At 62.1% G+C, this 26,890-nt stretch carries 27 protein-coding genes; 20 read left to right on the forward strand and 7 right to left on the reverse strand.

Annotated elements, in window-relative coordinates:
- The first annotated feature begins 95 nt into the window (after positions 1-95).
- From V1278_RS11130 to serA, 5 genes are all read left to right on the forward strand, one after another.
- Positions 96-662 (forward strand): c-type cytochrome, encoded by a 567-nt coding sequence (locus V1278_RS11130; protein WP_334380736.1) that lies wholly within the window; start codon positions 96-98, stop codon positions 660-662.
- Between the two features lie 72 nt (positions 663-734).
- Positions 735-2,126 (forward strand): amidase family protein, encoded by a 1,392-nt coding sequence (locus V1278_RS11135; protein ID WP_334380737.1) that lies wholly within the window; start codon positions 735-737, stop codon positions 2,124-2,126.
- A 68-nt stretch (positions 2,127-2,194) separates the two neighbouring features.
- Entirely contained in the window at positions 2,195-2,671 is a 477-nt protein-coding gene (locus V1278_RS11140) for a glutathione peroxidase (protein ID WP_334380738.1), read from the forward strand.
- A 17-nt stretch (positions 2,672-2,688) separates the two neighbouring features.
- Positions 2,689-2,937, forward strand: coding sequence for a DUF3297 family protein (locus V1278_RS11145; RefSeq protein ID WP_057841831.1), 249 nt, complete (start codon positions 2,689-2,691; stop codon positions 2,935-2,937).
- 343 nt (positions 2,938-3,280) lie between these two features.
- The gene (gene serA / locus V1278_RS11150) at positions 3,281-4,540 is read left to right on the forward strand and encodes a phosphoglycerate dehydrogenase (RefSeq protein WP_334364556.1); all 1,260 of its coding nucleotides are present in this window, start codon (positions 3,281-3,283) and stop codon (positions 4,538-4,540) included.
- A 14-nt stretch (positions 4,541-4,554) separates the two neighbouring features.
- Here the strand turns inward: serA and V1278_RS11155 are convergent, their stop codons facing one another.
- The 3 genes from V1278_RS11155 to V1278_RS11165 form a co-directional block, all read right to left on the reverse strand.
- Positions 4,555-4,986 carry a GNAT family N-acetyltransferase gene (locus V1278_RS11155; RefSeq protein ID WP_334380739.1) on the reverse strand — a complete coding sequence of 144 codons (432 nt, stop codon included), beginning with the start codon at positions 4,984-4,986 and terminating at the stop codon, positions 4,555-4,557.
- A 21-nt stretch (positions 4,987-5,007) separates the two neighbouring features.
- Positions 5,008-6,363 (reverse strand): malonyl-CoA decarboxylase, encoded by a 1,356-nt coding sequence (locus V1278_RS11160; protein WP_334380740.1) that lies wholly within the window; start codon positions 6,361-6,363, stop codon positions 5,008-5,010.
- A gap of 236 nt (positions 6,364-6,599) precedes the next feature.
- Positions 6,600-7,400, reverse strand: a complete 801-nt coding sequence (locus V1278_RS11165; RefSeq protein WP_334364553.1) for an AraC family transcriptional regulator — start codon at positions 7,398-7,400, stop codon at positions 6,600-6,602.
- Between the two features lie 68 nt (positions 7,401-7,468).
- Between V1278_RS11165 and V1278_RS11170 the strand changes: the two genes are divergently transcribed.
- From V1278_RS11170 to V1278_RS11195, 6 genes are all read left to right on the forward strand, one after another.
- Positions 7,469-8,662, forward strand: a complete 1,194-nt coding sequence (locus V1278_RS11170; protein WP_334380741.1) for an MFS transporter — start codon at positions 7,469-7,471, stop codon at positions 8,660-8,662.
- Between the two features lie 186 nt (positions 8,663-8,848).
- Entirely contained in the window at positions 8,849-9,265 is a 417-nt protein-coding gene (locus V1278_RS11175) for a hypothetical protein (protein WP_334380742.1), read from the forward strand.
- Positions 9,265-9,927: an OmpA family protein gene (locus V1278_RS11180; protein WP_334380743.1), complete on the forward strand. Its 663-nt coding sequence runs from the start codon at positions 9,265-9,267 to the stop codon at positions 9,925-9,927. The genes V1278_RS11175 and V1278_RS11180 overlap by 1 nt, the downstream gene beginning before the upstream one ends.
- A 111-nt stretch (positions 9,928-10,038) precedes the next feature.
- On the forward strand, positions 10,039-10,785 hold the full coding sequence (locus V1278_RS11185) for a transporter substrate-binding domain-containing protein (RefSeq protein ID WP_334384152.1): 747 nt from the start codon (positions 10,039-10,041) through the stop codon (positions 10,783-10,785).
- A gap of 535 nt (positions 10,786-11,320) precedes the next feature.
- Entirely contained in the window at positions 11,321-12,172 is an 852-nt protein-coding gene (locus tag V1278_RS11190; protein ID WP_065744419.1) for a formate/nitrite transporter family protein, read from the forward strand.
- Positions 12,173-12,234: 62 nt separating this feature from the next.
- On the forward strand, positions 12,235-13,971 hold the full coding sequence (locus V1278_RS11195; protein ID WP_334380744.1) for a bifunctional protein-serine/threonine kinase/phosphatase: 1,737 nt from the start codon (positions 12,235-12,237) through the stop codon (positions 13,969-13,971).
- Between the two features lie 92 nt (positions 13,972-14,063).
- On the opposite strand, the gene V1278_RS11200 is transcribed toward V1278_RS11195, so the two are convergent.
- Together V1278_RS11200 and V1278_RS11205 are read right to left on the reverse strand one after the other, a co-directional pair.
- Positions 14,064-14,858 carry a substrate-binding domain-containing protein gene (locus tag V1278_RS11200; RefSeq protein WP_334384153.1) on the reverse strand — a complete coding sequence of 265 codons (795 nt, stop codon included), beginning with the start codon at positions 14,856-14,858 and terminating at the stop codon, positions 14,064-14,066.
- Positions 14,859-15,054: 196 nt separating this feature from the next.
- A complete protein-coding gene (locus tag V1278_RS11205) occupies positions 15,055-16,278 on the reverse strand; it encodes a polyhydroxyalkanoate depolymerase (protein ID WP_334380745.1) in 1,224 nt (407 codons plus the stop codon).
- A 175-nt stretch (positions 16,279-16,453) separates the two neighbouring features.
- Between V1278_RS11205 and V1278_RS11210 the strand changes: the two genes are divergently transcribed.
- The gene (locus V1278_RS11210) at positions 16,454-17,107 is read left to right on the forward strand and encodes a glutathione S-transferase family protein (protein WP_334380746.1); all 654 of its coding nucleotides are present in this window, start codon (positions 16,454-16,456) and stop codon (positions 17,105-17,107) included.
- 308 nt (positions 17,108-17,415) lie between these two features.
- The gene (locus tag V1278_RS11215) at positions 17,416-17,850 is read left to right on the forward strand and encodes a cupin domain-containing protein (RefSeq protein WP_334380748.1); all 435 of its coding nucleotides are present in this window, start codon (positions 17,416-17,418) and stop codon (positions 17,848-17,850) included.
- Positions 17,851-18,076: 226 nt separating this feature from the next.
- On the opposite strand, the gene V1278_RS11220 is transcribed toward V1278_RS11215, so the two are convergent.
- The gene (locus V1278_RS11220; protein WP_334364544.1) at positions 18,077-18,310 is read right to left on the reverse strand and encodes a hypothetical protein; all 234 of its coding nucleotides are present in this window, start codon (positions 18,308-18,310) and stop codon (positions 18,077-18,079) included.
- Between the two features lie 206 nt (positions 18,311-18,516).
- On the opposite strand from V1278_RS11220, the gene V1278_RS11225 reads away from it, so the two are divergent.
- Positions 18,517-18,900, forward strand: coding sequence for a hypothetical protein (locus tag V1278_RS11225; protein WP_442893770.1), 384 nt, complete (start codon positions 18,517-18,519; stop codon positions 18,898-18,900).
- A 15-nt stretch (positions 18,901-18,915) separates the two neighbouring features.
- Here the strand turns inward: V1278_RS11225 and V1278_RS11230 are convergent, their stop codons facing one another.
- Positions 18,916-20,022, reverse strand: a complete 1,107-nt coding sequence (locus V1278_RS11230; RefSeq protein WP_334380749.1) for a mandelate racemase/muconate lactonizing enzyme family protein — start codon at positions 20,020-20,022, stop codon at positions 18,916-18,918.
- Positions 20,023-20,139: 117 nt separating this feature from the next.
- Between V1278_RS11230 and V1278_RS11235 the strand changes: the two genes are divergently transcribed.
- The 6 genes from V1278_RS11235 to V1278_RS11260 all read left to right on the forward strand — a co-directional run bounded on the left by V1278_RS11235 (position 20,140) and on the right by V1278_RS11260 (position 25,982).
- Complete coding sequence (locus V1278_RS11235) at positions 20,140-20,973, forward strand: AraC family transcriptional regulator (protein ID WP_334380750.1); 834 nt, start codon at positions 20,140-20,142, stop codon at positions 20,971-20,973.
- Positions 20,974-21,122: 149 nt separating this feature from the next.
- Positions 21,123-22,049 carry an SMP-30/gluconolactonase/LRE family protein gene (locus tag V1278_RS11240; RefSeq protein ID WP_334380751.1) on the forward strand — a complete coding sequence of 309 codons (927 nt, stop codon included), beginning with the start codon at positions 21,123-21,125 and terminating at the stop codon, positions 22,047-22,049.
- A gap of 141 nt (positions 22,050-22,190) precedes the next feature.
- A complete protein-coding gene (locus V1278_RS11245) occupies positions 22,191-22,784 on the forward strand; it encodes a GNAT family N-acetyltransferase (protein ID WP_334380752.1) in 594 nt (197 codons plus the stop codon).
- A 24-nt stretch (positions 22,785-22,808) separates the two neighbouring features.
- Entirely contained in the window at positions 22,809-24,452 is a 1,644-nt protein-coding gene (locus tag V1278_RS11250; protein WP_334380753.1) for a GMC family oxidoreductase, read from the forward strand.
- Between the two features lie 16 nt (positions 24,453-24,468).
- On the forward strand, positions 24,469-24,879 hold the full coding sequence (locus V1278_RS11255) for a hypothetical protein (RefSeq protein WP_334364538.1): 411 nt from the start codon (positions 24,469-24,471) through the stop codon (positions 24,877-24,879).
- A 197-nt stretch (positions 24,880-25,076) separates the two neighbouring features.
- Positions 25,077-25,982, forward strand: coding sequence for an EamA family transporter (locus V1278_RS11260; RefSeq protein ID WP_334380755.1), 906 nt, complete (start codon positions 25,077-25,079; stop codon positions 25,980-25,982).
- The last annotated feature ends 908 nt before the right edge of the window (positions 25,983-26,890 follow it).

The raw sequence follows: 26,890 nt of genomic DNA on the forward strand, positions 1-26,890 counted from the left end.
CGGGATGGTGCGTAAGCACCAGACCCGGAATCTCGAGATTCCGGGTTCGATGCTTCGCATCGCCCCGGAATGACGACAGTGCCGGGAAAAGGCCGATGCGTAAAACAATAATGGCGCTGGCGTTTGCCTCTATCGCCTTATCAGCAAGCGCCGAAACCATCGAACAACGCATCGCGCCGTGCCTCGCCTGTCATGGCGAGAAAGGCCAATCGGAAACCGAAAAAACGCCGTCGCTTGGCGGCCAGCAGGCGCCCTATACGCTGATCCAGCTTTTCATGTTCCGCGAGAAGTTGCGCGTCTTCGAGCCGATGAATGAGATCACGAAGCCGCTGACCGACGACGATCTCCGCCTTTTCTCGGACTTCATCGCCAAGATGCCGAAGCCTGAGCCGCCAGGGGAAAATGGCGATCCGGCGCGGATGCAGCGCGGCCAGGCGCTGGTGCGGCAGCATCGCTGCGATAGCTGCCATAACGGCGACCTCGCCGGCAAGGAAAACGTCCCGCGCATCGCCAACCAGCGCGAGGATTATCTTGCCAAGACGCTTGGCGAGTACAAAGACAATAGCCGCCATGGCTACGACGCCAGCATGGCCGACGTGATGGCGCCGATCTCGCCGGAGCAGACCGCCGATCTCGCCCATTACATCGCCCGTATGCGCTAGATCCGGGCGGCGGCCCCGCTGGCATTGCCCGGCGCGCGGCGCTACAAGGGCGGCAATTGGATGGAGTTTTGCATGCAAGAGCTATGGCGACTGTCGGCTGCGGAAATGGCCTCACTGATCAGGTCGAAAAAAGTCTCGGCGAAAGAGGCTGCGACCGCGGCGCTGGCGCGGCTCGACGCGGTCAATCCCAAAATCAATGCGGTCGTCGACCACAGGCCCGAGGACGTTCTTTCTCAGGCTGCCGCGATCGATGCCGCGATCGGGCGCGGCGAGGATGCCGGCCCGCTGGGCGGCGTGCCTGTTACGGTGAAAGTCAATATCGACCAGCAAGGTTTTCCCACCACCAACGGGCTGAAGCTGCAGCGCGACGCGATCGCCAAGAGCAACAGCCCGGTGATCGACAATTTGCGTAAATCCGGCGCGGTCATTCTCGGTCGCACCAATTGCCCGGCGTTCTCCTATCGCTGGTTCACCACCAACCTCATCCATGGGGACACCAAGAATCCCCGTGATCCCGGCATCACCCCCGGCGGCTCGTCCGGCGGCGCTGGTGCGGCGGTCGCGGCCGGCATCGGTCATATCGCGCACGGCACCGACATTGCGGGATCGATCCGCTATCCGGCTTACGCCTGTGGCGTGCACGGTTTGCGGCCGACCATGGGACGCATCGCGGCGTTCAACGCGGCGCTCCCCGAACGGCCGATCGGGCCGCAGATCAGCGCCGTGTCGGGCCCGCTGGCCCGCACCATCGGCGATATCAGGATCGCGCTGGCTGCGATGTCGGCGCAGGATTATCGCGATCCCTGGTGGGTGCCGGCGCCGCTCGAAGGGCCGGCAATGCCGAAGCGCGTCGCGATGTGCCTCAACCCTGGCGGCCTTGATCCTGTACCTGAAGTCAAAGCTGCGGTGGTGGACGCCGGCAAGCGGCTCGAGCGCGCGGGCTGGATCGTCGAGGAAATCGCCGACACGCCGCCGCTGCGCGAGGCCGCCGATCTGCAGACGAAACTCTGGCTCGGCGACGGCTATGAGGCGCAGTTGGAAGCCGCCGAGCGCGAAGGCGATCCCGGCGCGCTGGCGTGCCTGCGCGGCAATCGCGCGAAAGTGCATCCCTTCGACCTGTCGAAAGCGCTGACACGGCGTGCGACGCTGACCCGCGAATGGCTGGGGTTCTTCGAACAATATGCCGTGCTGCTGATGCCGGTATCGGGCGAATTGCCGTTCCCCGATCAGCTCGACCGCAAGGATGAGGCGTCGTTTGCGCGCGTCTGGCATGCGCAATTGCCGCAGATCGCCATTCCCTTCATGGGCCTGCCCGGGCTGACGGTTTCGACCGGACTGGTCGGACGCGTTCCCGTCGGCGTGCAACTGGTTTCCGGGCGCTATCGCGAAGATCTCTGTCTCGCCGCGGGCGAGGCGGTGGAAGCCGGCGGAACGCCCTCGGCAGCGATCGATCCGGCGAGCTAGAGCATGATCCCGAAAAGTGGGTACCGGTTTTCGGATAAGATCATGCTCCGGTGACAATAGAGAGGACGATGTCAGGCGTTTATGATTTTACGGCGCAGTCGCTTACCGGCGAAGACATTCCGCTGAAGCGGTTCGAGGATCAGGTGCTCCTGATCGTCAATACTGCCAGCGCCTGCGGGTTCACGCCGCAATACAAGGGCCTGGAGCAGTTGCATCGTGAACTGGCGCCACGCGGCTTTGCGGTGCTGGGGTTTCCCTGCAACCAGTTCGGCGGGCAGGAACCGGGCGACGCCAAGCAGATTGAGCAATTCTGCGCAGGCAAATATGACGTAACGTTTCCGATGTTCGCCAAGATCGACGTCAACGGCAGCCATGCGCATCCGTTGTTCAACCATCTGAAGAAGGCGAAATCGGGACTGTTGGGTCCGTCGATCAAATGGAATTTCACCAAATTCCTGGTCGACCGCTCGGGCAGGGTGGTCGGGCGCTACGCCCCAACCGCGACGCCCGAGGGAATCAGAAGAGAAATCGAGGCACTGCTGTGAACGAGACCGACAAAGCAATGAGCGACCAATTCCCCGACCGTCTTTCGGTCGATCCGAGCAGCCCGTACTACAACGCCGAGATCCTTGCGCGCGACGTCGGCATTCGCTTCAAGGGCGTCGAGAAGACCAATGTAGAGGAATATTGCATCAGCGAGGGCTGGGTGCGCGTCACCGCAGGCAATGCCAAGGATCGCTACGGCAATCCGCTGACCATCAAGGTGCACGGCCCGGTGGAGCCGTATTTCCGCGACAAGGCGAAGTCTTGAGCCAAATCTGCATCAACCGTCATTGCGAGGAGCGAAGCGACGAAGCAATCCATCCGTCCGTATGCGCGGCTCGATGGATTGCTTCGCTTCGCTCGCAATGACGGCAGAAGGGACGCGGTGGCGAAGATCGCAGGGAAGCCGCTGTTCAGGCTACTCGCCGAACGCCATGGCCGGGAGGGAAAATCCGATCTCTATGCCGAGATGAAGGCGCTGGCGGCGTAGGGCCGGATGCCATAGGAAAGACTGGAATCGGTGGCCTGGACAGGGCATTCGCTCTGGCGCCGATCATGGATTTCCGGGCCGCCAGTTTACCGCTCATCCATCGTTGAAGGACGCCGCGATCTTGGCCACCACGCTTCCCCAACTCTCGCTTGCGAAGGACAAGATCCGCGTCTTGCTCCTTGAAGGTGTCAACGACAGCGCCGTGCAGATAATCGAGACTGCCGGCTATTCCAACATGACACGCCTGTCCAAGGCGCTCGAGGGCGATGCTCTGAAAGAGGCCATCAAGGGGGTGCATCTGCTCGGCATCCGCTCGCGCACGCAAATCACCAAGGAGGTTCTCGACGCTGCGGACCGCCTGATCGCGGTCGGATGTTTCAGCGTCGGCACCAACCAGGTGGACATTGAGGCCGCGCGCCGGAGCGGGATTCCGGTGTTCAACGCGCCGTTCTCCAACACGCGGAGCGTGGCAGAACTCGTGATCGGCGAGATCGTCGTCCTGCTGCGCCGGATCGTCGCGCGCTCCAACGCCGCCCATGAGGGACGTTGGGACAAGTCGGCCAACGACAGCTATGAGGTGAGGGGCAAGACGCTCGGCATCATCGGTTACGGCAATATCGGCTCGCAGCTCTCCAACCTCGCGGAAGCGCTGGGCATGCGGGTGATCTTTTATGATCACACCGACAGGCTTCGTCACGGCAACACCGAGCCGACCGCGAGCCTGCATGAGCTTCTGACGCAAAGCGATGTCGTGAGCCTGCATGTGCCGGAAACTCCCGCCACGAACGGCATGATCGGGCGCGAGGAGATTCGCGCGATCAAGCATGGCGCGTATTTCATCAACAACAGCCGCGGCACGGTCGTGGACCTCGAGGCGCTCGCCGAGGCGCTGCGGGAAAACCGGCTCCGCGGCGCCGCGGTCGACGTCTTTCCAGTCGAGCCGCGCTCGAACTCCGAGCGCTTCGTCTCGCCGCTGCAGGGCCTGGAGAACGTCATCCTGACGCCGCATATCGGCGGTTCGACCGAGGAGGCGCAGGAGCGTATCGGCGCCGAAGTCGCGCGCAAGCTGGTCGATTACAGCGATTCCGGCTCGACCATGGGCGCCGTCAACTTCCCGCAGGTTCAATTGCCGCCGCGGCCGTCAGGCACGCGTTTCATTCAGGTGCAGCGCAACCTGCCGGGCATGCTCGGGCGTTTGAATGAAGTGCTGGCGCGTCATGCCGTCAACATCGCCGCGCAATATTACGAGACCGCGCACGACGTCGGCTACGTGGTGCTGGACGTCGATGCCTCGGCCGCCGACGGCCAGCGCGTGCTCGCGGACATCCGGGCGCTGGAAGGCACCATCCGAGCCCGGTTGCTCTATGAGTACAAGTCCTGAAGCGGATTCCCAGATCAGCCCTCGGACAGCAACCCCTTCTCGATGGCTGATTGCCTGTTCCTGAAAATGGCCATCGCCGTCTTCATCCGCAGGAAGCCGAACTTCGCATACAACGGCTCGCGGCCGGCGACCGCATAGAGGATTATCTTCGCGTGTCCTTGTGATTGGGCGAGCAGTCTTTCGATAAGCTGTTTTCCGAGACCTGTACCCTGATGGCTCGGCAAAACAGCGACGTCGCAAAGATACGCGCAATCGCGTCCGTCAGCCAGAACGCGGCCGGCGCCGACGAGGCGGCCGTTGTCGCGGGCAAAGCAACAGAACATGCTGTTGCCGAACACCACTTCGAGATCGGCCGCGTTCTTGGTGCCGAGCGGGGCGGCCCGATAGAGCGCTTCGAGTTCCTGCCAGTCCACGCCGTCGCGGCTGTCGCTCCAAATGACCGTCATCGCGAAGGGCTCCGCGCCGTCCTACGACAGCCGCATGTCCAATAGCCGCCGCCCCTCGGTCTTCAGCAGTTTCTTCACCGCGCTGGAGGCGGCGATCTCGCCCTGGTTGGCGTAGGCCTCGTGGTTCTTCTCGATGTCCTCGAGCCGGTAGAGGTAATTGACCATGATCCCGGCAGATTCCCGCAGGCCCTTGGGCGAGAGGTCGCCGAGCCAGTCGATCTTCTCCAGCCGGGCGCCGTTGCCGATGTGGAAGCGGGCCACCGAATCGACCAGCCGGCCCTTCGGTGTGCGGGCTTTCAGGAAATAGTACGCCGCCAGCGGTTCCAGCACGGTGCGCAATTGCGCGGTCAGTTCGTCGTTCTCGAACCACCAGTCCGGCTTGTCGAGGCTTTCGAGCAGTATCCGCTCCTCATCGCCCAGCGGAACATCGTCGGCCTGTTTCAGCCATTGCATGAAGCCCGGCACCGGCGACAGCGTGATGAAGGTGTCGAGCTTCGGCAGTTCGCGCCGCAACTCCTCGACCACCTGCTTGATCAGGAAGCTGCCGAAGGAAATGCCGCCAAGCCCTTTCTGCGTATTCGAGATCGAATAGAACACGGCGGTGCGCGCGCGTTCGATCGGCACCGGTTGCCGTTCGGCGGCAAGCAGCGGCGCGATCGCGGTCGGAATTGTCTCGGTCAGCGCGACCTCGACGAAGATCAGCGGTTCGTCGTTGAGCTGGGGATGGAAGAAGGCGTAGCACCGCCGGTCGACGGGATCTATGCGGCGGCGTAAATCGTTCCAGTCGCGGATTTCGTGCACGGCTTCATAGCGAATGATCTGTTCCAGAATATTGGCCGGCGTCGACCAGTCTATCCTTCGCAGCACGAGAAATCCCCTGTTGAACCAAGAAGACAGCAAATGCACCACGTCGCGGTCGAGCGCGGCCAGATCCTTGTTGCCCTTCATCAGGGAAAGCAGGTCGGCGCGCATCGCCACCAGCTCGCTGGTGCCGCCGGGCGCACGGTTGAGCCGACGGATCAGTTCCTGCCGCCGCGGCTCGGAAGCAAAATGAAGGTCGCTGGCATCGCTGTCGTTCGGCTGGCTGCGCCAGCTCTCGATCGCCTGCGACAGCTTCTCGCGGTCGGGGCCGAAGTTGCGGGCCAGCGTTTCGAAGAAGGTGAGCCGGCCGGCGGCGTCGAGATCGTGGTAGCGATCGAGCACCTCGCGCGCCATCGCGGTGCCGGATGCTTCGCCGCGGCCCGACAGCAGCGCTTCACATAACTCGATCAGCTCCGAAGCGTCCTGGCCGTCGTCGGACGGTCCGGCCCGCCGCAGCAGTGTACGGCCGCGTTCTGATATCGTCGCGAGAAGATCGGAGAAAAAGGCATTGGCCATGTGGCGGGTCGAATCCAGCGGGGGGTTTTGCGGAATCTTACATGGGATTTAGGTCGGTGCCGATCACAATCAAGAAGTCCAGGTCGTCATGCCCCGCCATCGCCTTCGGCGAGCCTGATGACAGGCTCCTGCGGGGTATCCAGTACGCCGCGGCCTGTTCGTTAATCATCACCGCCTCTGGAATACTGGATTACCCCGCCTTCGCGGGTAATGACGTCAATACAATGTCGTTTACCTCACTCCTTCCCCGCGAATTCCGTCGGTGTTTTGCCGGTAACCTGCCGGAAAGCATGGGAAAACGCCGGCACGCTGGCATAGCCCAAATCCGAGGCAAGCTGCTTGACGGAGACGCCGGCATCCGTCGACAGCTTCTCGATCGCCGCTGCAATCCGGGCGCGCTGGCACCAGCTCTTGAAGCTCAATTGCGTCTCCGACGAGAACAGCCGCGACAACGTCCGCACCGAGGTGCCGACCTCGCGCGCCAGCGTTTCGATCTCATGGTCGCCGGTTGGGTCCGCGAGCACGATGTCGGCGGCGCGCCGGCAGCGCAGCTCGCGCGGCAGCGGGATGAACGTCGCCGAATCTTCGGCCTGGTCGAGCTCCATCATGGCCAGTCGCAGCAGAAGCTCGGTTCGCTCGCGGTCGCCGCGATCGTCGAACAAAGCCAGGATGGTCTGATGCAGGAGCGGCGACACCCGCACCACGAATTCGGCATCCAGGCTGTGGCTGCGCACTTCGCGCTGCAGCCAGTCGAGTTCGAAATAGAGCGTACGCATCTCGATATCGGCGAGCACGTCGATCGCATGCTCCGATAGCGCGGGCACCCACACCGCACGGTCCGGCGGTACCAGCCAGCGGCCCTTTGGCGTCGTCACCTGCATGGTGCCCCTCGCCGCATAGACGAGTTGCGCCTCGCGGTGCATGTGGGTGTCGAGCCGGACGCCCTTCCGGTAGCTGTTCGCAATCATGTGGATGCCGTCGCCGGTCGAGATGCGGCGCCCGATAATGGCGGCAATTGGCTTTTCGGCGATATTCATTGGCGACATCCCGTCAGGACAACCCCGTATAACCTATTTCGGAAAATTGCGGGATTCGGGAATCGACCATGAACAGCCCAAGGAACAGCGCAAGCCGGGTGATCACTTTCGTCAACGCCGCCCACTTCATCGACCATTATTCGATGCTGATCTTTGCCGCCGCCGTCATCATCATGGGCCCGGCGCTCGGCATGGCCTATTCGGAGCTGTTGCCTTACGCCACCCCGGGCTTCGTCGCCTTCGGCGCAGGCTCGCTGGTCACGGGCTGGCTCGGCGACCGCTGGAGCCGGCGCCACATGATGGTGATCTTCTTCTCAGGGATCGGCGCGTCGATGATCGCCGTCGGCTTCGTGCAAACGCCCTTGCAACTCGGCGCGGCACTGCTGGCGATCGGCCTGTTCGCCTCGATCTATCATCCGGTCGGCACCGCGATGATCGTGTCCTATGCCGACAAACTCGGCCGCGAAATGGGCCTGAACGGCGTCTGGGGCAATCTAGGCGTGGCGTCCTCGGCGCTGGTCACCGGCGTGATCGGGCAGTATCTCGGCTGGCGCTGGGCCTTCATCGCGCCGGGAATCGTCACGATCCTGATCGGCGCGGCCTTTGCGCTGATGGTGGTGCACGAGGACCGAACCGGCACCAGGCAGGCCGCAGCGCAGGCGCGGGTTGCGAAAGAAGACATGTGGCGGGTGTTTTTGGCGCTTTTGATCGTGGTGATCGCGATATCCACGACCTTTAACGCCATCACCGTGGCGATGCCGAAACTGTTCGCCGAGCGGTTGGCCGGCCTGACCAACAGTCCGGCCCTGCTCGGGGTGATCGCGGCCGGCGTCTATGTGTTCGGCGCGATGACGCAATATACCATAGGCAAGCTGATCGACCATTATTCGCTGAAGGCCGTGATGCTGCCGCTGTCGTTCTTGCTGGCGCCGTTCATGTACTTCGCGGCGACGCTGTCGAACCTGCCGCTGATCATCGCGTCCATCGGCATCGTGATGGGTGCGTTCGGGCAGGTTACCGTCAACGACGCCATGGTCGGCAAGTACACCACCGAGGAGTGGCGCTCGCGCGCCTACTCGGTGCGCTACTTCGTCGGCTTCACTGCGGCCGGCGCCTCGGTCGGCCTGGTGGCGTGGCTCTACGAAAAGGGCGGCTTCGTCACCATGCTGCAGACATTCGGCGCGCTGTGCCTTTTGGTGATCGTAGCGGCGATCATTCTGCCGCAGGAGATCAAGGTACCGGCCGCGCAAACCGCGCCGTGACATCACTAATCAATTGATCATGCACCCTTTCCGTCATGGAAGGCGGGCACGAGGCCGGCATGACGAACGGAGGTGCTGGCGCCTGCGACCCGCGACGATTTGTTGCGGCGCAATAGCTCCGCTGTGCGGCCGTGAACTCAAACAGAACACTTGACCATCGCCACCCTCCTTGTGTGAGGTGAGTGCATGACCCGAATCCGGCTTTTCCTGTTCATCATTGCGATAATTATGCCTTCGCTGGCGACGGCGCAGACCATGAAATTCGAGGAGGCCGCGGCCAAGTTGGCGGCGAGCTGCGGCAAGGACATCGATGACAATTGCCGCGGCGTCAATCTCGACGCGACGCGCCTGAAGGAGTGCCTGGGCCGCAATCAGGATGTGGTGTCGGCGAAGTGCAAGACCGATTATCCCCAGGCCCTCGGCGCCATCCAGCAGCGCATTACCGCGCGCACCTCGCTTGTGAGACTGTGCAATTGGGAATTGAACCGCTTCTGCGGCGAGGTTCGGACCGATCCTGTCAAGGGTCTGCAATGCCTGCTGGAATCCACCCAGAAGGCGACCCCGAACTGCAATAAGGCGATCAGCGCCGCGGGGTATCGCTGATGCTTGGGGGAGAAAAGCTGTGCGGTATCGGTCTCGTGCTGGGCGCCATGGCCGCCTTTGCCCTGCCGATAACGGCGGGGCGGGCGCAAACCGCCATGTCGAGCGGGGACATCATTGAGAAGCTTGCCGTCGAAGCCGAGTCGGATATCGACCTGGCTGCCTTGCGCCAGCAGGCTGCCGACCGCATCAAGGCAAGAGCGGATGCGCAGCCGCAGAAGCGCCCGCCGATCGCGCCGCAACTGACGAAGCTGCCGCAAATCCGTGTCGACGTCGTGTTCGACCAGGATTCCTCCCTGATCCGGCCGGCCTCCTATCAGACCATCGGCAGCATCGCGGACGCGCTCACAGATCCGAAGACGCGGCCCTACCGCTATCTGATCGTCGATCACGTCGAATCCGCCGGAAGGCGCGACCACAATCTGATCCTGAGCCAGCGGCGCGCCGAATCGATCCGCGACGTTCTGGTGAACACCTTCAAGGTGTCGCCGAAACGGCTTCAGGCGCTTGGTTTAGGCGAGGAACAGTTGCAGGATGTCAATCGTCCGGCATCATCAGCCAATGCGCGCGTCCAGATCATGGCGATCGGCAAGTTCGAAACGGCCGAGCCGGCAACACCGGCTGCGGCTCCAAAAGGTGCGGCTGCGGCAAAAAAGAAGCGCTGATCATCGGTGAAGGGGTGAGCGCGACGCCAGCCGCCGGCTGGGAAAGGAGCACCGATGTTCAATCAACTCTCGCCGGCAACGGCCGGTCTCTTGCTGGGATTGACGGTGATGATGACGATGCCCGCTACAGCCGATGCCTTGAAGGATGAGATTGCGCCGACCGGCAAGCTGCGGGTGGCGATCGCGATCAGTCCGGCCGGCGGCGCGTTCTGGTCGACCAGGACAGAGACCGGTTATGCCGGCGTGCCGGTCGATCTCGGCAAGGCGATGGCGGAGCAACTCGGCGTCCCCGTCGAATATGTCGCGCACAACAATTCCGGGCAGATCGTCGATGCGGCGTCGAAGGGCGCCTGGGACATCACCTTCCTGCCGAAGGATCCGGAACGTGAGGGCAGGATGTCGTTCGGACCGATCTATGAGGTGTCGGATGCGACCTACATCGTCAAGCCTGGCTCGACAGTCACGAATTTCGCGACACTCGATCAACCCGGGATCAAGGTCGCGGCGGTCAACAACACGACCACGATGCGCGGCGCGATCGCGCATTTGAAGAACGCTGAGGTCACGGGCTACCAGACCTATGACGAAATCTTCGGCCTGCTCAAGAATGGCGAGATCGATGCGTTCGCGCTGTCGCGCGATCAGCTCAACGCGATGGCAAAGAGGATTCCGGGCACGCGCGTGCTGGATGAAACCTTCAAGCAGACCGTGACGGCGGTGGCGGTGCCGCCCAATCATCCGCTGTCGCTGGCGTTTGCGGTAGAGTTCCTGAACGAAGCGATCTCCAACGGCACGCTGCGCAAGGCCTACGACAATAACGGCCTGCAAGATCGGCCGATCCGGACGCAGACGAAGTAGTTCGTCATTGCGAGGAGCGAAGCGACGAAGCAATCCATCCATCCGTTATGCTGTGCCATGGATTGCTTCGCTCCGCTCGCAATGACAGAGAGAGCAGCCGGCAGGCGCTAACATCTGTGCAATTGCACAAATACAAGGCATCTGTTCTCGTCCGGATCCCGCGCGATAGGGCCATAACCACGTAGAAATACGCGCCTTTTTGAGCCTGCGGCCCGATTTCGGGTTGGCACATCGATTGCTTAATCCTGTCTCAGTCAATGACGACTGCCGTCCGTTCGGATTGCCAAGGCCAGCGTTGGCCGAAGGCGTTGGGATCAAGCGGCCTCATGTGAGGCGCTTCGAGCAGTCTTCGGGACCACCTCACGATAGCTCGCGCATCCTCCGTTCCTGATCGGGCGTGACCTGCGTCGTTCTGTGCCGCTCAAAGGCGGCGCGGGATCTGTCGCGCACGAGGACGGCAAGATTTTTCATTCAATCGGTGCACGGCTGCGCAGCATCCGGCGCGCTTCAACGTTGTCTCGAAAGGGGAACTGGAATGGCCTATCTCGCGCCTTCGGAATTCGTGACCAAGATGGTCGACGCCGGAGAATCCAAGATCTTCATGTCGACGCGCGATACGGTCATCCGCGCCTACATGGCCGGAGCGATCCTTGCGCTTGCCGCGGCGTTTGCGATCACCATCAACGTGCAGACCGGCGTGCCGATCGTCGGCGCCGCGCTGTTTCCGGTCGGCTTCTGCATGCTGTATCTGCTCGGCTTCGACCTGCTCACCGGCGTGTTCGTGCTGGCGCCGTTGGCACTGATCGACAAGCGCCCTGGCGTGACGCTTGGCGGCGTGCTGCGCAACTGGGGCCTCGTCTTCATCGGCAATTTCGCCGGCGCCTTCACGGTCGCCGTGATGATGGCGATCGTGTTCACCTTCGGCTGGTCGCAGCCGCCGGACAAGGTCGGACAGGTGATCGGCACGATCGGCGAGAGCCGCACCGTCGGCTATGCCAACCATGGCGCGGCCGGCATGCTGACGTTGTTCATCCGCGGCATGCTCTGCAACTGGATGGTCTCGGCCGGTGTCGTCGGCGCGATGATATCCACCCACGTCAGCGGCAAGGTGATCGCGATGTGGATGCCGATCATGCTGTTCTTCTTCATGACCTTCGAGCATTCCATCGTGAACATGTTCCTGTTCCCGTCGGGCCTGCTGCTCGGCGGCAAGTTCACCTGGTGGGACTACATCGTCTGGAACGAGATCCCGACCGTGGTCGGCAACCTCGTTGGTGGTCTCGCTTTCACCGGGCTGACACTTTACGCCACTCACGTGAAGACCGGTCCGTCGCGCAGCGCGTCGGCTGCGGCATCTTCGCGGCCGTCCTCGCGCATTGCCGCTTGATCTTAAGACGAGGATGGGCCTCTCCTCGTCAGGGGAGAGGCCCATTGTCGTGAAAGCCGGGAATGCCGCGCGAGCTGAAAATATCGGTCGGACAATTTTCCGATAAGGGCCTCAAGGAAACCAACCAGGATTTCCATGGCGTCCTGATCCCGGACGAGCCGCTGCTCAGCCTCAAGGGCATTTCCATCGTGCTGGCCGACGGCATCAGCACGAGCAAGGTCAGCCGGGTCGCCGCGGAATCGGCGGTCAAGGGGTTTTTGACCGACTATTACTGCACCTCGGAATCCTGGTCGGTGCGCACCTCGGCGCAGCGCGTGCTGGAGGCGACCAATTCCTGGCTGCATTCGCAGACGCGCAGCCAGTATGCCTATGACAAGGACCGCGGTTACGTCTGTACGCTCTCCGCCATGGTCATCAAGTCGACCACGGCGCATCTCTTTCATATCGGCGATTCCCGCATCTATCGCCTCTCCGGCAACACGCTGGAGCAACTGACCAACGACCACCGCATCGTCATTTCGTCGCAGCAGAGCTATCTTGGCCGGGCGCTCGGCGTAAATCCGCAAATCGAGATCGACTACCAGATGCTGCGGCTCGAGCCGAGCGACGTCTTTGTGCTCGTGACCGACGGCATCTACGAGCATCTTAGCGCCCGTCGCATGGCAAAGGCGGTGAATGAAGGCGGCGCCGATCTCGATGCGGCCGCCAAGGGGATTGTCGACCAGGCTTTTGAAGCTGGCAGCAAGGACAATCTCACCGTCCAGATCGTCCGCGTCGATGAGGTGCCCGACGGCGCCGCCAGCGAAGTGTTCGCGCAGCCGCATGAACTGCCGCTGCCGCCGCTTCTGGAGGCGCGCACCGTGTTCGACGGCTACCGGATCGTCCGCGAACTGCACGGCTCCAGCCGCAGCCATATCTATCTCGCCGTCGACATTGAAACCGACGCGGTGGTCACCATCAAGATTCCGTCGATCGACTTGCGCGACGATCCCGCTTACCTGAAGCGGTTCATGATGGAGGAGTGGGTGGCGCGGCGGATCGACAGCCCGCACGTGCTGAAACCCTGCCTGCTGCAGCGCAAGCGCAATTTCCTGTATGTCGCGACCGAGTACATCGACGGTCAGACGCTGACGCAATGGATGATCGACAATCCGAAGCCGAGCCTGGAGACCGTGCGCGGCATCGTCGAGCAGATCGCCAAAGGCTTGCGCGCCTTCCACCGCAAGGAGATGCTGCACCAGGACGTCAGGCCCGACAACATCATGATCGATGCTACGGGCACCGTGAAGATCATAGATTTTGGTTCGACGAAAATCACTGGCGTCGTCGAGGGCGAGCCCTCCGGCATCCGCAATGACATTCTCGGCACCCAGCAATACACCGCCCCCGAATATTTCCTCGGCGAGCCGGCGACGACGCGCTCGGACCTGTTTTCACTCGGCGTCATCACCTACCAGATGCTGACCGGAAAACTGCCCTACGGCGCGCAGATCGCAAAGGCGCGGACCAGGTCGCAATTCAACAAGCTGGTCTACCGCCCGGCGTCGCATGGCGACCGCGAGTTGCCGCAATGGATCGACGGCACGCTGGAAAAGGCGGTGCACTCCAATCCCTACAAGCGTTACGACAGTTTTTCGGAATTCTTGTTCGACCTGCGCCATCCCAATGCCAACTATCTCTCGACGTCACGGACGCCGCTGATCGAGCGCAATCCGCTCTTGTTCTGGAAGAGCACGACGGTCGTGCTGGCGCTCGCCGTGATCGTGCTGCTCGCCATGCAGCACGGTGGGCATCGGTAGGGCGCCCCGTCCGCGTCTGGCTTTTCGTGGGGGCGCAAACCTACTTTGCATGGGGTTGTTTTCGCGATTTTGTGTCCAGGCCCTGCGGGGCTTTAGTTCGTCGCGCCCGCCGGAATCGGGTCCATGCCACTCTTGACGATCTCGGGGCGCGCGGCGGGTGAGGCGAGGAACTTGATCAGCGCCTTGCCAGCGTCGGGCTCCTTCGAGACGCTGGCGATCCCTGCGGAAAACACCGTGATCTTCTGCAGCTCGTCCGGCAGCGGGCCGACGATCTCGATGCCTTCCACGGGCTTCAATTCGCTCATCTGTTGGAAGCCGATCTCAGCCTCGCCATGGGCGACGATTTCACCGACCGGGGTTGCCGGAATTTTTCGCGCCTTGCCCTGCATGGCTTCTTTGATGCCAAGCTTGTCGAACATCTCGGTCGAGACGTAGACGCCGCTGGCGCTGTCGGAATAGGCGACCGTCTTCACCGCAAGCAGCGCGCGCTTGAGCGCATCCGCCGTAGAGATGTCCGGCTTCGGCGTGCCTGACTTGACGGCAACCCCGATCGGCGACTTGACGAGATCGACTTTGGTGCCGGCAGTCACCTTGCCTTTCTTGGCGAGATCGTCGAGTGCATAACCGACCATGATGAGGACGTCCGCCGGTTCGCCTCGCTCCAGCCGTACCGGGATAGCATTCGTGGTCGTACCCATCGATGGCCCGTAGGCCGTCAGTACCTTGTGGCCGGTGCTGCGCTCGAATTCCGGAACTAGCGCCTTGTAGGCGGCCGACAGTCCGCCCGAGATCATCACGTGCACCTCGGCAGCCGTGGCTGTGACGGACAGCAGGAGTGCGCTGAGAGTGGCGAGCGCGAGTGTGCGAAGTGTTTTTGAAAGCCGCATCATGAAATCCTCCTGGGACGACTCTTGAGCGGTCGACCTTGGCAAATGCTAGCGCGCGAGAGGGAGGACGGCTAGACCCGCCACTCCGTCATTGCGAGCGAACCGAAGCAATCCATCTCTCGGCGCACGAGGAGCCAATGGATTGCTTCGTCGCTTTGCTCCTCGCAATGACGTGGAGAGAGCGGTGCGCCAGCCCTCACGAATTCAGATGCACAAAGTCCCGCAGCAGCGGATAGATCTCGTTGTTCCAGCGCTTGCCGGAGAACACGCCGTAGTGGCCGACGCCGGCCTGCATGTGGTGCACCTTGCGATAGGCGCGCACGCCGGTGCAGAGGTCTTGTGCCGCCAGCGTCTGGCCGATCGAACAGATATCGTCCTTTTCGCCCTCGACCGTCATCAGGCCCATGCGCCTGATCGCGGCCGGGCTGACCGGCCGGCCGCGATGCATCAGTTTGCCCTGCGGCAACAGATGCTCCTGAAACACGTCGCGAACAGTCTCGATATAGAATTCGGCGGGCAGGTCCATGACCGCAAAATATTCGTCGTAGAAGGTCTTGATGATCGCGGCCTTTTCCTTTTCGCCCCTGGCGAGATGATTGGCGAGGTCGATGTGCTGCTTGATGTGGCGCTCCAGATTCATCGATACGAAGGCGGTGAGCTGCACGAAGCCGGGATAGACTTTTCGGAACGCGCCCTTGCACTGCACCGGCACGTAATTGATGAGGTTCTTTTCAAACCAGTTGATCGGCTTGCTCTTGGCGAATTCATTGACCTTGGTCGGCTGGATCCGCGTGTCGATCGGCCCGGCCATCAGGGTCAGTGTAGCCGGGCGGGCGGGGTGATTATCCTCCGACATCACGGCAGCCGCAGCCAGCGCCGAGACCGACGGCTGGCAGATCGCCACCATGTGCGCACGCGGACCGATCTTGTCCAGGAAGGTGATCAGGTGATCGGTGTAATCCTCGAGCCCGAACCGGCCGGCACGAAGCGGAATGTCGCGCGGATTGTGCCAGTCGGTGATGTAGACGTCGTGGTCCTGCAGCAGTGTCTTCACGGTACCGCGCAATAGCGTCGCGAAATGGCCGGACATCGGCGCCACCAGCAACAGCCGCGGCTGCTCCGGCGCAAGCTCCTTCTTGAAGTGCAGCAGCGAGCCGAATGGGGTGGCGAAGGTGACTTCCTCGGTTACCTCCAGCTCCTGATTGCCGACCAGTACCCTGTCGATGCCATAGGCTGGCCGGTGATAGGTGAGGGAGGAGCGCGAGATCAGTTCGAGCGAAGCGGCCAGCCGGCCGAACAATTTGTCGGAGACGCCCTGCGGCACCAGGTTGAGATATCTGAGCGCCGCTGCCGCCCCGGTCCGCCATGGCGACGTCAGGTCCATGTGGTTCTGATAGGCTTGGTACATCATTGACATCATTCACACAGCCCCTGTCCCATAACGCCATGCAATATCGACGCCACAGCGGGCCCGGCCGCCTCTAAAACTGGCACGTGGTTTGCTGCGCAAATGCCCGGCGCACAGGCATTGGGCGGCGCCGCGGTCGGCCGCCCTTGCCCGGCAAAGGCGTTTTGGGGATTCGAGGGAAGGCCATATGGCGACGACGACACTGACCATCTCCAGCAAGAATTATTCGTCCTGGTCGCTGCGCGGCTGGCTGCTCGCGAAATTCTCAGGTCTCGAATTCGAGGAGGTCATCACCGCTCCCGACGATGCCTCGGCGCGGGCCGAAATCCTGCTGCTGTCGTCGTCGATCCTGGTGCCGTGCCTGCGCCATGAGGGCGCCACCATCTGGGATACGCTGGCGATCGCGGAATATCTCAACGAGACCATGCCGGACGCCGGCCTGCTGCCGGCCGACCGGATCCGGCGCGCGCATTGCCGCTCGATCTGCGGTGAAATCCATTCCGGCTTCACCACCCTGCGTGCCTCGCTGCCGGTCAACCTGAAGGGCTATTTCCCCGGCTTCAAGATCTGGTCGCGCGCGCAGGCCGATATCGACCGGGTCTGCACCATCTGGCGCGAATGCCTTGCGGAATCAGGCGGGCCGTTCCTGTTCGGCGAGCGCACCATGGCGGACGCCATGTACGCGCCCGTCGTGACCCGTTTCATGACCTATGACGTCCAGCTCGAGCCCGTCCTCGCGGCCTACGCCAGTACCATCATGGCGATGCCAGAGATGCAGGAATGGATCGAGGCCGCCAAGGCCGAGCCGGCTGATATCGAGGAACTCGAGGTCGAATATTAGGCAGGCCTGGCGCGGCCATGGCCGCCTGAGGGGGCTCAGGAAACGGGCAGGCTTGCTCAAGCCGGTATCGGTCGTGATCTGTGTGCGGCCGACCCTTTCGCCATTTTTCGCACGCTGCCGAAACCGGATTTCTGCCTCCGGCCAAGCGGTTCGCTGCACCGATGTCGGCCAAATCGCTGCATTGCAGCGCGACTGGCGTGGATTTCGCATAGCAACATGCAGCCGTGAACGCGACGATGCGACGCTGCCGAAAATTTGGACGCTCTTCGCCTGTCGCGGTCCCGTAAACGCGAACCGTGGAGGTTTCCATGAACCAGCAGGCCATCGTCAGTAAATTCTCTCACGTCAAACCCGGCGAGACCGAGTTCAAGGGCGGAGGTCTGCGCGACTTCTTCCTGTACCGCGATCTCGGCATTGCCGATGCCACCGGCGGGCAGGTGATTTGCCACCTGGTCAAGGCCAACCCCGACTTGCCGCCTGAAGAGGGCACCGGCTGGCACAAGCACGAATGCGAATTCCAGATCGTGATCATGACCAAGGGCTGGGCGCGCTTCATGTATGAGGACAAGTCGACCCTGGTGCAGGCCGGCGATGTCGTGCATCAGCGGCCGGGCATCACGCATTACCTGTACGATTACTCGAAGGACATGGAGTACCTCGAGATCGTCAGCCCCGCCGACTTCAAGACCGTCGACGTCCCTCCTGCGATCGACAAGGTGCCGCCGCCCACGCCGTGGAGCTGACCGCCATGTCATCCGCCGAGGAATTAACCTTTGTCGTCGGCCGCTGGCTGCGACCGATTGCCGTGGTCCTTTATGTGGTGCGCCGGCTGGGATGGCGCCCGACATCTAGCCGTGAACAGGAGCGTACGGCACCAAATCAGTGATTCGGGCGCGGTTCGTTCCGTAGCTGTTCCGAACCTTAAAGTTCCGCGCGCATCCGTCGCATTTTGACGCAATCTGCGACGGCTCAGGGCCTCTCCGCGGCGTTTTCGGATCTCGGCCGCGGCAGTCGCCAACCGACCACGGTGGCCTCGACCATGCCGCCGGTCCTGTCATTGCGCCATTGACCGTCGATCCATCGGCAGGCGAACGGCAGTTGATAGGTTCCGCTGTGATCCTCGCAAAGAACTTCCACCGGCAGGTTCGGCGGCGGCTCCCCGTTGCCGTCGAACTGCGCCAGTCGTTTTTCACGCGTTGCCATCAATCAATCTCCACTGCCGCAACCGGCAAACACACCGGCCTGAGGTGCGGCGAAATCCATCCACTGTTAACGGGATGAAGCACAACGCCTGAATGAGGTATCAGTATGGTATCTCTGGGGACGGGGCCCTGCTTCGCGCAAATTGCCGTGATAGACGTTCCCCCGCGTGAGATGCTTGTGGAACGAGGATTTTGATGATTGCTCCGATGCCAAGGATCATGATCGTCGCCATCGCGCTGCTGATGGCTTTGTTGCCGGCGAGCGTCCACGCGCAGGACGTTCCCGGCATCGAGATCTGCACCGTCGAAAAAACCATGGAGCGGCGCACCTCTTGCCTGCAGAGCAATGTCGACTTCCTGCAGAAGACGATCACAAAACTCACCACCGACCATCAGCAGAAAATTGATGCCGCCAACCGGCAGATCGAGGCGCTGAAGAACGCGGTCATTGGCTTGCAGAAGCTGGTCGGCGAGTTGCAGGCGGCGCAGAACAAGGTGGCGGAGGACGCGAAGAAGACCGCCGCGCCCACGGCGAAGGATGCCGCGCCTGCTGCGAAGGATGCAGCGACGCCGAAAGACGGCACCAAGTAGGGGCTGCCCCGCGGATTACGCCACGCGGTATTGCTCCATGATGGCCTTATCCGGTTCGTAACCGAGTCCCGGCCCCTGCGGCACCTCCACATTGCCATTGGCATCGACGTCGATGCGGCCGCGCCACAAGCAGGCGGCGCGTTTCATGGAGAACACCTCGACAAAGCTCGCGTCGTGGCGCAGCGACATCAAGTGCAGCGTCGCCAGGAAGCCCGGGCCGAAATACGGCGAATGCGGTGCAAGCCTGACGCCGAATTCATCGGCGAGGTCGACGACCTTCAGATACTCGGTGATGCCGCCGACCTTGATGACGGAGGGTTGCGCATGGCTTACCGCGCCCGCCTTCAGCATCTGCTTGAACTGATGAACCGTGCAGGCATTCTCTCCGGCTGCAACGTTGAGCCCGCCCTTGCTTCGCACCTCGGCCAGCGTTGCAAAATCTTCCGGCGGCCAGACCGGCTCCTCGAGGAACAGCGGCGCGGCGTCGCGGCAGGAATGCGCGAAGGCGATCGCCTCCTCGCCATTCAGCGGACAGTTCATGTCGACCATCAGCGGAATGCCGGCGCCGATCGCCTGCCGCGCGGCATATACCGCAGGCGTTGTGGTCTCATGCAGCTTGATCGCCTTGTAGCCCTGCCGCAGCGCGGTCTCGCATTCGCTTGCGATCAGCTCGGGCTTTCCGATCCGCAGCAGGCTCGCATAGGCAGGAATCCGCGTGCGCTTGGCTTCGCCGATCAGGCGGTACAACGGCACGCCCTTGACCTTTGCCGCGAGGTCCCACAGCGCAATATCCAACGCTGAGATCGCAAACATGGTGATGCCATAGCGGCCGAACAGATGCAGGTTGCGCTGGATCTGTTCCATGAAGGCGGGAATGCCGGCCGCATCTGGGACTTCCTGTCCCCGTGCTTGCGGCGCAATCATTTCCTCGATGGCGGCGTAGCTGGTTCGCGGGCAGACATAGGCAAAGGCATCGCCCCAGCCTGTGATGCCGGCGTCGGTCGAAACTTCCACCATGACGATTTCCAGCGCCGAGATGGCGGATGCGCCTTGCTTGAAGCTCGCGACACCGGCGTCATAGGGAATACGGATATGGTGCGCCCGGACATTGGTGATCAGCATGGTACCTCCGAAAGCGTTCCCTACCTTGTCAGTGGCACGATCGAAGAGCAAGGACTGTCAAATGAAGCGCGGCGGAACCGCCGATAATGCCAACGCTTCGCATGAGAGCTGTCTGTCATGAATCCAGCCCAGAAGGCGCTCTGGTACATCGAAAGTCATCTCGCCGAGCCGCTGACGCTCGATGAGATCGCGGGCATTGCTGGCGTCTCGCGCTTCCATCTGGTGCGGGCGTTTGCCGCCGCGACTGGCCTTTCGGTGATGCGTTATGTGCGTGCCCGCAGGCTGACCAAGGCGGCGCAGGCGCTGGCCGCCGGCGCGCCCGACATTCTAAGCCTCGCGCTGGATGCGGACTACAGCTCTCACGAAGCTTTCACCCGCGCGTTCCGCGACCATTTCGGCATCACGCCCGAAGCGGTCCGCGCCGCAACGTGCCTTGATCATCTCAAGCTTCAGGAGCCAATCATGATGGATTCAACTCTGCTCGATACTCTCAAGCCGCCGTGTTTCGAAACTTCCAAGCCGTTGCTCATCGCCGGCATCGGCGAACGCTGCACGCATGAGAACGGCGGCGCCGGCATTCCGAACCAGTGGGAGCAATTTCACCAGAAAGTCGACGACATCCCGAACCGGGTCGGCAAGGTGGCCTACGGCGTCTGCTGCAATGGCGATGATTCCGGCTTCGACTACATCGCCGGCGTCGAAGTCGCCGACTTCTCCGATCTGCCGCGCGAGTTCGCCCGTGTGCGGATTCCGGAGCAGAAGTATGCGGTGTTTACCCACACGGAGCACATCTCGACGATCCGCCGCACCGTCAACACGATCTGGAATCACTGGCTGCCGGCATCCGGCATGAAGGCGGCAGATGCGCCGAGCTTCGAGCGCTACGACGAGAATTTCGATCCCGCCACCGGCAATGGCGGGCTGGAGATCTGGGTGCCGGTCAAGGAGTAGCGTCTCCGCAATGCTGCCCTGCGCCGCTTCATTGCCCGTGATTGCTTGGCAAGCCAAACCGACTTTGCCATAACAGCCGCGACGAATTGTTGCGCGTGCGGGGCCGAGCCAGAAATCCGCCTGCAGCCAAAAGCAAGCCGGGAGGATTCATGGCCGATATCCGCGTTCTCGCCACCGATCTGGAGTTTCCGGAAGGCCCGGTTGTCATGCCGGACGGATCGGTGGTGCTGGTCGAAATCCGCGGCAAGCGGCTGACGCGGGTTTATCCTGATGGGCGCAAGGAGGTCGTCGCGCAAATTCCCGGTGGCCCCAATGGCGCAGCGCTCGGCCCCGACGGCAAGATGTACATCTGCAACAATGGCGGCTTTAGCTGGATTCCCACGGGCAAGATGATTATGCCGGGGCCGCAGCCCGATGATTATCAGGGCGGCTCGATCCAGCGCGTGGATCTGCAGAGCGGCAAGATCGAGACTGTCGTCACCAAATGCGGCGAGCATGCGCTGCGGGGGCCCAACGACCTGGTGTTCGACAAGCACGGCGGCCTCTGGTTCTCTGACCTCGGCAAGCGCCGCGCCCGCGAGATGGATGTCGGGGCGTTCTACTACATCAAGCCGGGCATGACGGAGGTCGTGGAGGTCGTGCACGGCGTGCTGCCCGCCAACGGCATCGGCCTGTCGCCGGACGAGAAGACAGTGTACATCGCGGAGACGCCGACCGCGCGGTTGTGGGCCTATGAGATATCCGAGCCCGGCACCATCAAGCCGCGCGACGTGATCTACCGCGGCGAGCGCGGCAAGCCGATCGCGGGGCTGGGTGGCTACCAGATGTTCGACTCGATGGCGGTGGAGGCGAGCGGCAATGTCTGCGTGGCGACGCTGGTGTCGGGCTGCATCTCGGTGATCGCGCCTGACGGCACGCTGGTCGAGCAGGTGCCGACCGGCGACCGCGTCACCACCAATATCGCATTCGGCGGGCCGGAGTTGAAGACGGCGTACATCACACTGTCGGGGAGGGGCGAGTTGATTGCGATGGACTGGGCGCGGCCGGGACTGGCGCTGAATTTTTTGAACAAGTGAACCATCCACGTCATTGCGAGTGCAGCGAAGCAATCCATTGCGCCACGAGGGGATAGACGGATTGCTTCGTCGCTTTTGCTCCCTTGCGCAAACGCTTCGCGTTTGTCGCAGGCAATGACGGTGAAAGAGCGGAGTTAGAGAATGGCCTTTCTTGAACCGGTAACGCTTCGCGGCGAGCACGCGCGGCTGGAGCCGTTGTCGCACGATCACATCGACGGCCTGGTGGAAGCGGTGAGGGACGGCGAGCTGTGGAAGCTCTGGTACACCGCCATTCCGACCGCCGAAAACATGAAAAAAGAAATCGATCGCCGGCTCGGCCTGTTCGCGGCGGGATCGATGCTGCCGTTCACGGTGTTTGATGCCGAGGGCAAGATTGCAGGCATGACGACCTATATGAACGTCGATGCCGCCAACCGCCGCGTCGAGATCGGCTCGACCTGGTACGCCAAGCGCGTGCAGCGCAGCGCGCTCAATACGCAGTGCAAATTGCTGCTGCTGACGCACGCGTTCGAGAAGTTGAATTGCATTGCCGTGGAGTTCCGTACCCATTTCTTCAATCACCAGAGCCGGCGCGGCATCGAGCGCCTGGGCGCCAAGCTGGACGGCATCCTGCGCAGCCATCAGATCGCGCCGAACGGGACATTGCGCGACACCGTGGTTTACAGCATCATTGCCAGCGAATGGCCGACGGTGAAGGCGCATCTCAATTATCAACTCAACGATAAGCCGCGGTAACTAAGCCGCGCCAGAAAAGAGACGATGGAAACGTTCGATTATGTGATTATCGGCGCGGGCTCCGCGGGAAGCGTGCTCGCCAACCGGCTCAGCGAAGATTCTTCCAGCCGCGTCTGCGTGCTAGAAGCGGGTGGCAAGGACTGGCATCCCTACATCCATCTGCCCGCCGGCTTCATCAAGACGTTCCACATGAAGAGCGTCAACTGGGCCTATCAGCAGGAACCGGGCCCATGGACCGGCGGGCGCAGCATCTACGCGCCGCGCGGCAAGACGCTGGGCGGCTCGTCGTCGATCAACGGCCACATCTACAACCGCGGCCAGCGCCAGGATTTCGATACCTGGGCGCAGCTAGGCAACCGCGGCTGGGGCTATCCGGACATACTGCCCTATTTCAAGCGGCTGGAGTGCCGCGTCGGCGAATGCGACGAGACCTATCGCGGCCGCGAAGGCAGTCTTATCGTCACCACCATGGATTGGCAGGATCCGCTGTGCGAGGCCTTCATGGAAGGTGCCGTCAGCCTCGGGATCCCCAAAAATCCCGATTACAACGGCGCGATCCAGGAGGGCGTCTCCTACTGCCAGCGCACCATCCAGAACGGTCTGCGCATGAGCGCCGCCAAGGCGTTTTTGCATCCGGCGCGGAAGCGGCCGAATGTCGATGTGCGGACGCATGCGCATGTCACCAACCTCATTTTCGAGGGCAAGCGCGCGGTCGGCGTGCGTTATCTCCGGGGCGGCAAGGGAGGCACGCCCGTCGAGGTGCGCGCCAACAAGGAAGTCATTCTTTCCGGCGGCGCCTATAACTCGCCGCAGGTGCTGCAATTGTCCGGCGTCGGCTCGCCCGAACTACTGCAATCGCACGGGATCGAGGTTCGTCACGCGCTGCTGGGCGTCGGTGAAGGCCTGCAGGATCATTACGCGCCGCGCTCGGTCGCGCGCGTCAAGAACATCAGGACCATCAACGAACTCCGGCGCGGCTTGAGCCTCTGGGTCGAGGCGCTGAAATGGGCCACGACGCGGCGCGGCCTGCTGTCGCTGTCGCCGACCATGGTCTATTGCTTCTGGCACTCGGGCGAGACCACCGAAAGCTCCGACCTGCAGCTCACCTTTACGCCGGCGAGCTACAAGGAAGGCGTGCAGGGCCAGCTCGAGGACGAGCCCGGCATGACGGTTGCCTCATGGCAGCAGCGCCCGGAGAGCCGCGGCTATGTCCGCATCCGCTCCGCCGATCCGTTCGCGCCGCCGATCATCCAGACCAATTATCTGGTGGAAGAGATCGACCGCCGCGTCGTCGTCGCCGGCATGAAACTGGCGCGCCGGCTGCTCGCGTCCAAGCCGCTCGCGCCATACTACGCCTATGAGGATTTCCCCGGACCCAAGGTGCAGAGCGACGACGAATTCCTGGCGGCCGCCACCGAGCGCGGCACGACCACATTCCACCCCGGCTGCACCTGCCGCATGGGACCGGCGGATGCCAAATGGGCCGTGGTCGACGACCAGTTGCGCGTGCACGGACTGCAGGGCCTGCGCGTGGTCGATGCCTCGATCATGCCGCGCATGATCTCGGCCAATCTCAATGCCTCGACGCTGATGATCGCCGACAAGGCCTCCGACATGATCCGCGGCAAAACCGCGCTGGAAGCCGTCAGATTCCCGGTGTCGGCCTAGCATTGGCACGAGGAGCATGGCGTTCGCGATCAAGGCCGAGGTTTCCGATCTGCGGCCGAAGACGTTCGCGTTGACAGCGCAAAAGACCATGTATGGCGGCAAGCATATCGCCGAAGGCGACACGGTTTTCGTGTTCGCGAGCGAGAACGAGGGCGGGCAGGGCCTTATCGCGCGCGGCGTTGTGGTTTCGGCTGAAGCGATCGCCAGGAAGCGCGGCATCACCAGGCAAACACCGCGCGTGAGCGTCACCATCCGACGCACCGCGCTCGCGAAGCGGCCGCTGGGGCGGAGCGAGCTCGAGCATTTCACCGACTGGAATGACGGCCAACCCGGGACCGAGCTCAATTTCAAGTTCTATCGTCAGGCAACGAACAAGATCGCCGGCATCTCGGATGAAGCGGCGGCGTTCCTCGACGAATTCTTCTAGGGGCGTGGACTCACAAAGGCGCAGATTTTCGCTTCGGACGGAGAGGCGGAAATCCTACGATCAGTTAGAGGATTGCCGCTCGTGACCCGGAGAAGACATTTCACCTCGGGGCGAGCCTTTATCAGCAACGGAAACCTCGTCGCTTGTCGATGTGTTGGCATGCTGTTGTCTTGATTGTCAACAGCAAGAGGGCATCTATGTCGATAGGCACACGCCGAGCCCAATTAATAGGCGCATTCGGCGCCATCTATCTATTATGGGGGGGAACATATCTAGCAATCGCGCTAGGCTTGCAGTCAATCCCTCCTTTGCTTCTGATTGGAGCGCGCTCCATTCTTGGTGGCGCTGTATTGCTTGGCTTCTCGCAATTGAGGAGATTGACTCCACGATCGCGGGAAGATTGGTGGCACGCTGCAATCAGTGGCGCGCTCCTCTTCATCGGATGTCACGGGACCCTCGCATATGCCCAGCGTTATGTCCCTTCGGGGTTATCGGCCATCTTTTTGGCGACGATTCCGTTCTGGATCGTGCTTGTCAACGTATCAACTGGTCAAAGCGAAGCTTTAAGAAGACTCTTAGCGCTTGTGCCCGGCTTGGCCGGCGTTGCAGTAATCGCATGGAATGAAACATCGAATACGCACAATTCGCTGCCGATCGGTGTGATTCTTTTGCTTCTGGTATCCTCTCTGTCCTGGGCACTCGGCAGCGTGTACGTGCAAAGGCGCGCAGCCCATATTCCGCCCCATGATCTTGCTGGCATGCAGCTTATCTGCGGTAGCGTCGGCCTGTTGATGCTGAGTCATTTGGTCGGCGAATGGATCGACTTCTCGCCGCGCCAGGTCTCAATCGTATCACTCGGCGGTATGCTCTATCTGGCGCTCCTCGGTAGCGTCGTCGGGAACACAGCCTACCTGTGGCTGCTCGATCGCATGTCCGCCCCGGTTGTCGCCACTTACACCTTCGTCAATCCAGTCGTCGCGCTCATGCTAGGAGCATGGATCCTTGGCGAACGTATTACGATGCTGAGCTTAACGGGCGCGGCGTTAGTGATCAGCTCTGTTGCGGCGCTTCTCTACTTTTCTAGTGCCGATGAGCGGACTTGACAGCGATCCACTGCGGATCGACGACAAAACTTGGCGCGACAAGGGGTGCTGAGGCCTCATTAACTGTCCGCTCCTGGCCCATCGCCGGCATGACGATCACGATGGGCAACGTCTGCTCTCGCGGGCAGAACGGAAGTCCGGAGATGGGCTGTAGGTTCAGCTAATGACCCCCAACTGGACACGCCGATCCGTCCGATTGGTGTGTGCTTCCCGGGGGTAGACCGGACATGGCGAAGTAAACCGCCACTTCCGCCCAACGGACAATAGCCTGAAATTTTCGAACCCAGTCGGCTCCGCTAGCGTTCGAAAATTACTAGCGCGCAACAAATCCCGCACCTCGTGCGCATAAAACATTGACGCGCCGAATTTTCTCTGCGTTTAGATCGTGACATTCGTCGCGGGTGAAATTGCCTGCACTCTTGAGGACCGCAATGCGTAACGCGCGCACACACATCGCAGAGACTGCCGTCCGCGTCCGGCCGCTTATTCGGCTGGCCGATTGGTCGTGCATGTCCGTGATGACGTGGGGCCCGAACTTTCAGCTCGAAGCGGGGCTGATCCGCAAAGCAAGAGTGTAACTCTCGGCGCAGGGCCGCTCCCTCCGCCGAACCGGCAGGAGGGCAAGATGAACGCCCGCAACGACGTCAAAAGACCATCCAATCAGAGCTTGGGAGCGAGGCCTTTGCTGGCAGCGGCTCAACGGCGATTTGCCGCGCGGGTTGATTTTCTCGTGGCTCGCTGGCTCGAGCGCTGCGCCACAAACGCCGAGGCCGCACAACGGTTGTTGAGGACCGATCGGAAGCCCACACGTGAGTTCGGGATGGGCGTGAGCCCTGTCGTTTCATCTCCACGTTGGGATGAGTCCCCATGACGGGGGCAGGCGGCGACGTGGAGATAGCTTCAAGGCA

Source organism: Bradyrhizobium sp. AZCC 1577 (assembly GCF_036924575.1).
Lineage (GTDB): Bacteria > Pseudomonadota > Alphaproteobacteria > Rhizobiales > Xanthobacteraceae > Bradyrhizobium.

Coding starts and splice junctions, on each gene's coding strand:
- V1278_RS11130 (WP_334380736.1), top strand. CDS start 96: ATGCGTAAAACAATAATGGCGCTGGCGTTTGCCTCTATCGCCTTATCA.
- V1278_RS11135 (WP_334380737.1), top strand. CDS start 735: ATGCAAGAGCTATGGCGACTGTCGGCTGCGGAAATGGCCTCACTGATC.
- V1278_RS11140 (WP_334380738.1), top strand. CDS start 2,195: ATGTCAGGCGTTTATGATTTTACGGCGCAGTCGCTTACCGGCGAAGAC.
- V1278_RS11145 (WP_057841831.1), top strand. CDS start 2,689: ATGAGCGACCAATTCCCCGACCGTCTTTCGGTCGATCCGAGCAGCCCG.
- V1278_RS11155 (WP_334380739.1), bottom strand. CDS start 4,986: ATGACGGTCATTTGGAGCGACAGCCGCGACGGCGTGGACTGGCAGGAA.
- V1278_RS11160 (WP_334380740.1), bottom strand. CDS start 6,363: ATGGCCAATGCCTTTTTCTCCGATCTTCTCGCGACGATATCAGAACGC.
- V1278_RS11165 (WP_334364553.1), bottom strand. CDS start 7,400: ATGAATATCGCCGAAAAGCCAATTGCCGCCATTATCGGGCGCCGCATC.
- V1278_RS11170 (WP_334380741.1), top strand. CDS start 7,469: ATGAACAGCCCAAGGAACAGCGCAAGCCGGGTGATCACTTTCGTCAAC.
- V1278_RS11175 (WP_334380742.1), top strand. CDS start 8,849: ATGACCCGAATCCGGCTTTTCCTGTTCATCATTGCGATAATTATGCCT.
- V1278_RS11180 (WP_334380743.1), top strand. CDS start 9,265: ATGCTTGGGGGAGAAAAGCTGTGCGGTATCGGTCTCGTGCTGGGCGCC.
- V1278_RS11185 (WP_334384152.1), top strand. CDS start 10,039: ATGACGATGCCCGCTACAGCCGATGCCTTGAAGGATGAGATTGCGCCG.
- V1278_RS11190 (WP_065744419.1), top strand. CDS start 11,321: ATGGCCTATCTCGCGCCTTCGGAATTCGTGACCAAGATGGTCGACGCC.
- V1278_RS11195 (WP_334380744.1), top strand. CDS start 12,235: ATGCCGCGCGAGCTGAAAATATCGGTCGGACAATTTTCCGATAAGGGC.
- V1278_RS11200 (WP_334384153.1), bottom strand. CDS start 14,858: ATGCGGCTTTCAAAAACACTTCGCACACTCGCGCTCGCCACTCTCAGC.
- V1278_RS11205 (WP_334380745.1), bottom strand. CDS start 16,278: ATGATGTCAATGATGTACCAAGCCTATCAGAACCACATGGACCTGACG.
- V1278_RS11210 (WP_334380746.1), top strand. CDS start 16,454: ATGGCGACGACGACACTGACCATCTCCAGCAAGAATTATTCGTCCTGG.
- V1278_RS11215 (WP_334380748.1), top strand. CDS start 17,416: ATGAACCAGCAGGCCATCGTCAGTAAATTCTCTCACGTCAAACCCGGC.
- V1278_RS11220 (WP_334364544.1), bottom strand. CDS start 18,310: ATGGCAACGCGTGAAAAACGACTGGCGCAGTTCGACGGCAACGGGGAG.
- V1278_RS11225 (WP_442893770.1), top strand. CDS start 18,517: ATGCCAAGGATCATGATCGTCGCCATCGCGCTGCTGATGGCTTTGTTG.
- V1278_RS11230 (WP_334380749.1), bottom strand. CDS start 20,022: ATGCTGATCACCAATGTCCGGGCGCACCATATCCGTATTCCCTATGAC.
- V1278_RS11235 (WP_334380750.1), top strand. CDS start 20,140: ATGAATCCAGCCCAGAAGGCGCTCTGGTACATCGAAAGTCATCTCGCC.
- V1278_RS11240 (WP_334380751.1), top strand. CDS start 21,123: ATGGCCGATATCCGCGTTCTCGCCACCGATCTGGAGTTTCCGGAAGGC.
- V1278_RS11245 (WP_334380752.1), top strand. CDS start 22,191: ATGGCCTTTCTTGAACCGGTAACGCTTCGCGGCGAGCACGCGCGGCTG.
- V1278_RS11250 (WP_334380753.1), top strand. CDS start 22,809: ATGGAAACGTTCGATTATGTGATTATCGGCGCGGGCTCCGCGGGAAGC.
- V1278_RS11255 (WP_334364538.1), top strand. CDS start 24,469: ATGGCGTTCGCGATCAAGGCCGAGGTTTCCGATCTGCGGCCGAAGACG.
- V1278_RS11260 (WP_334380755.1), top strand. CDS start 25,077: ATGTCGATAGGCACACGCCGAGCCCAATTAATAGGCGCATTCGGCGCC.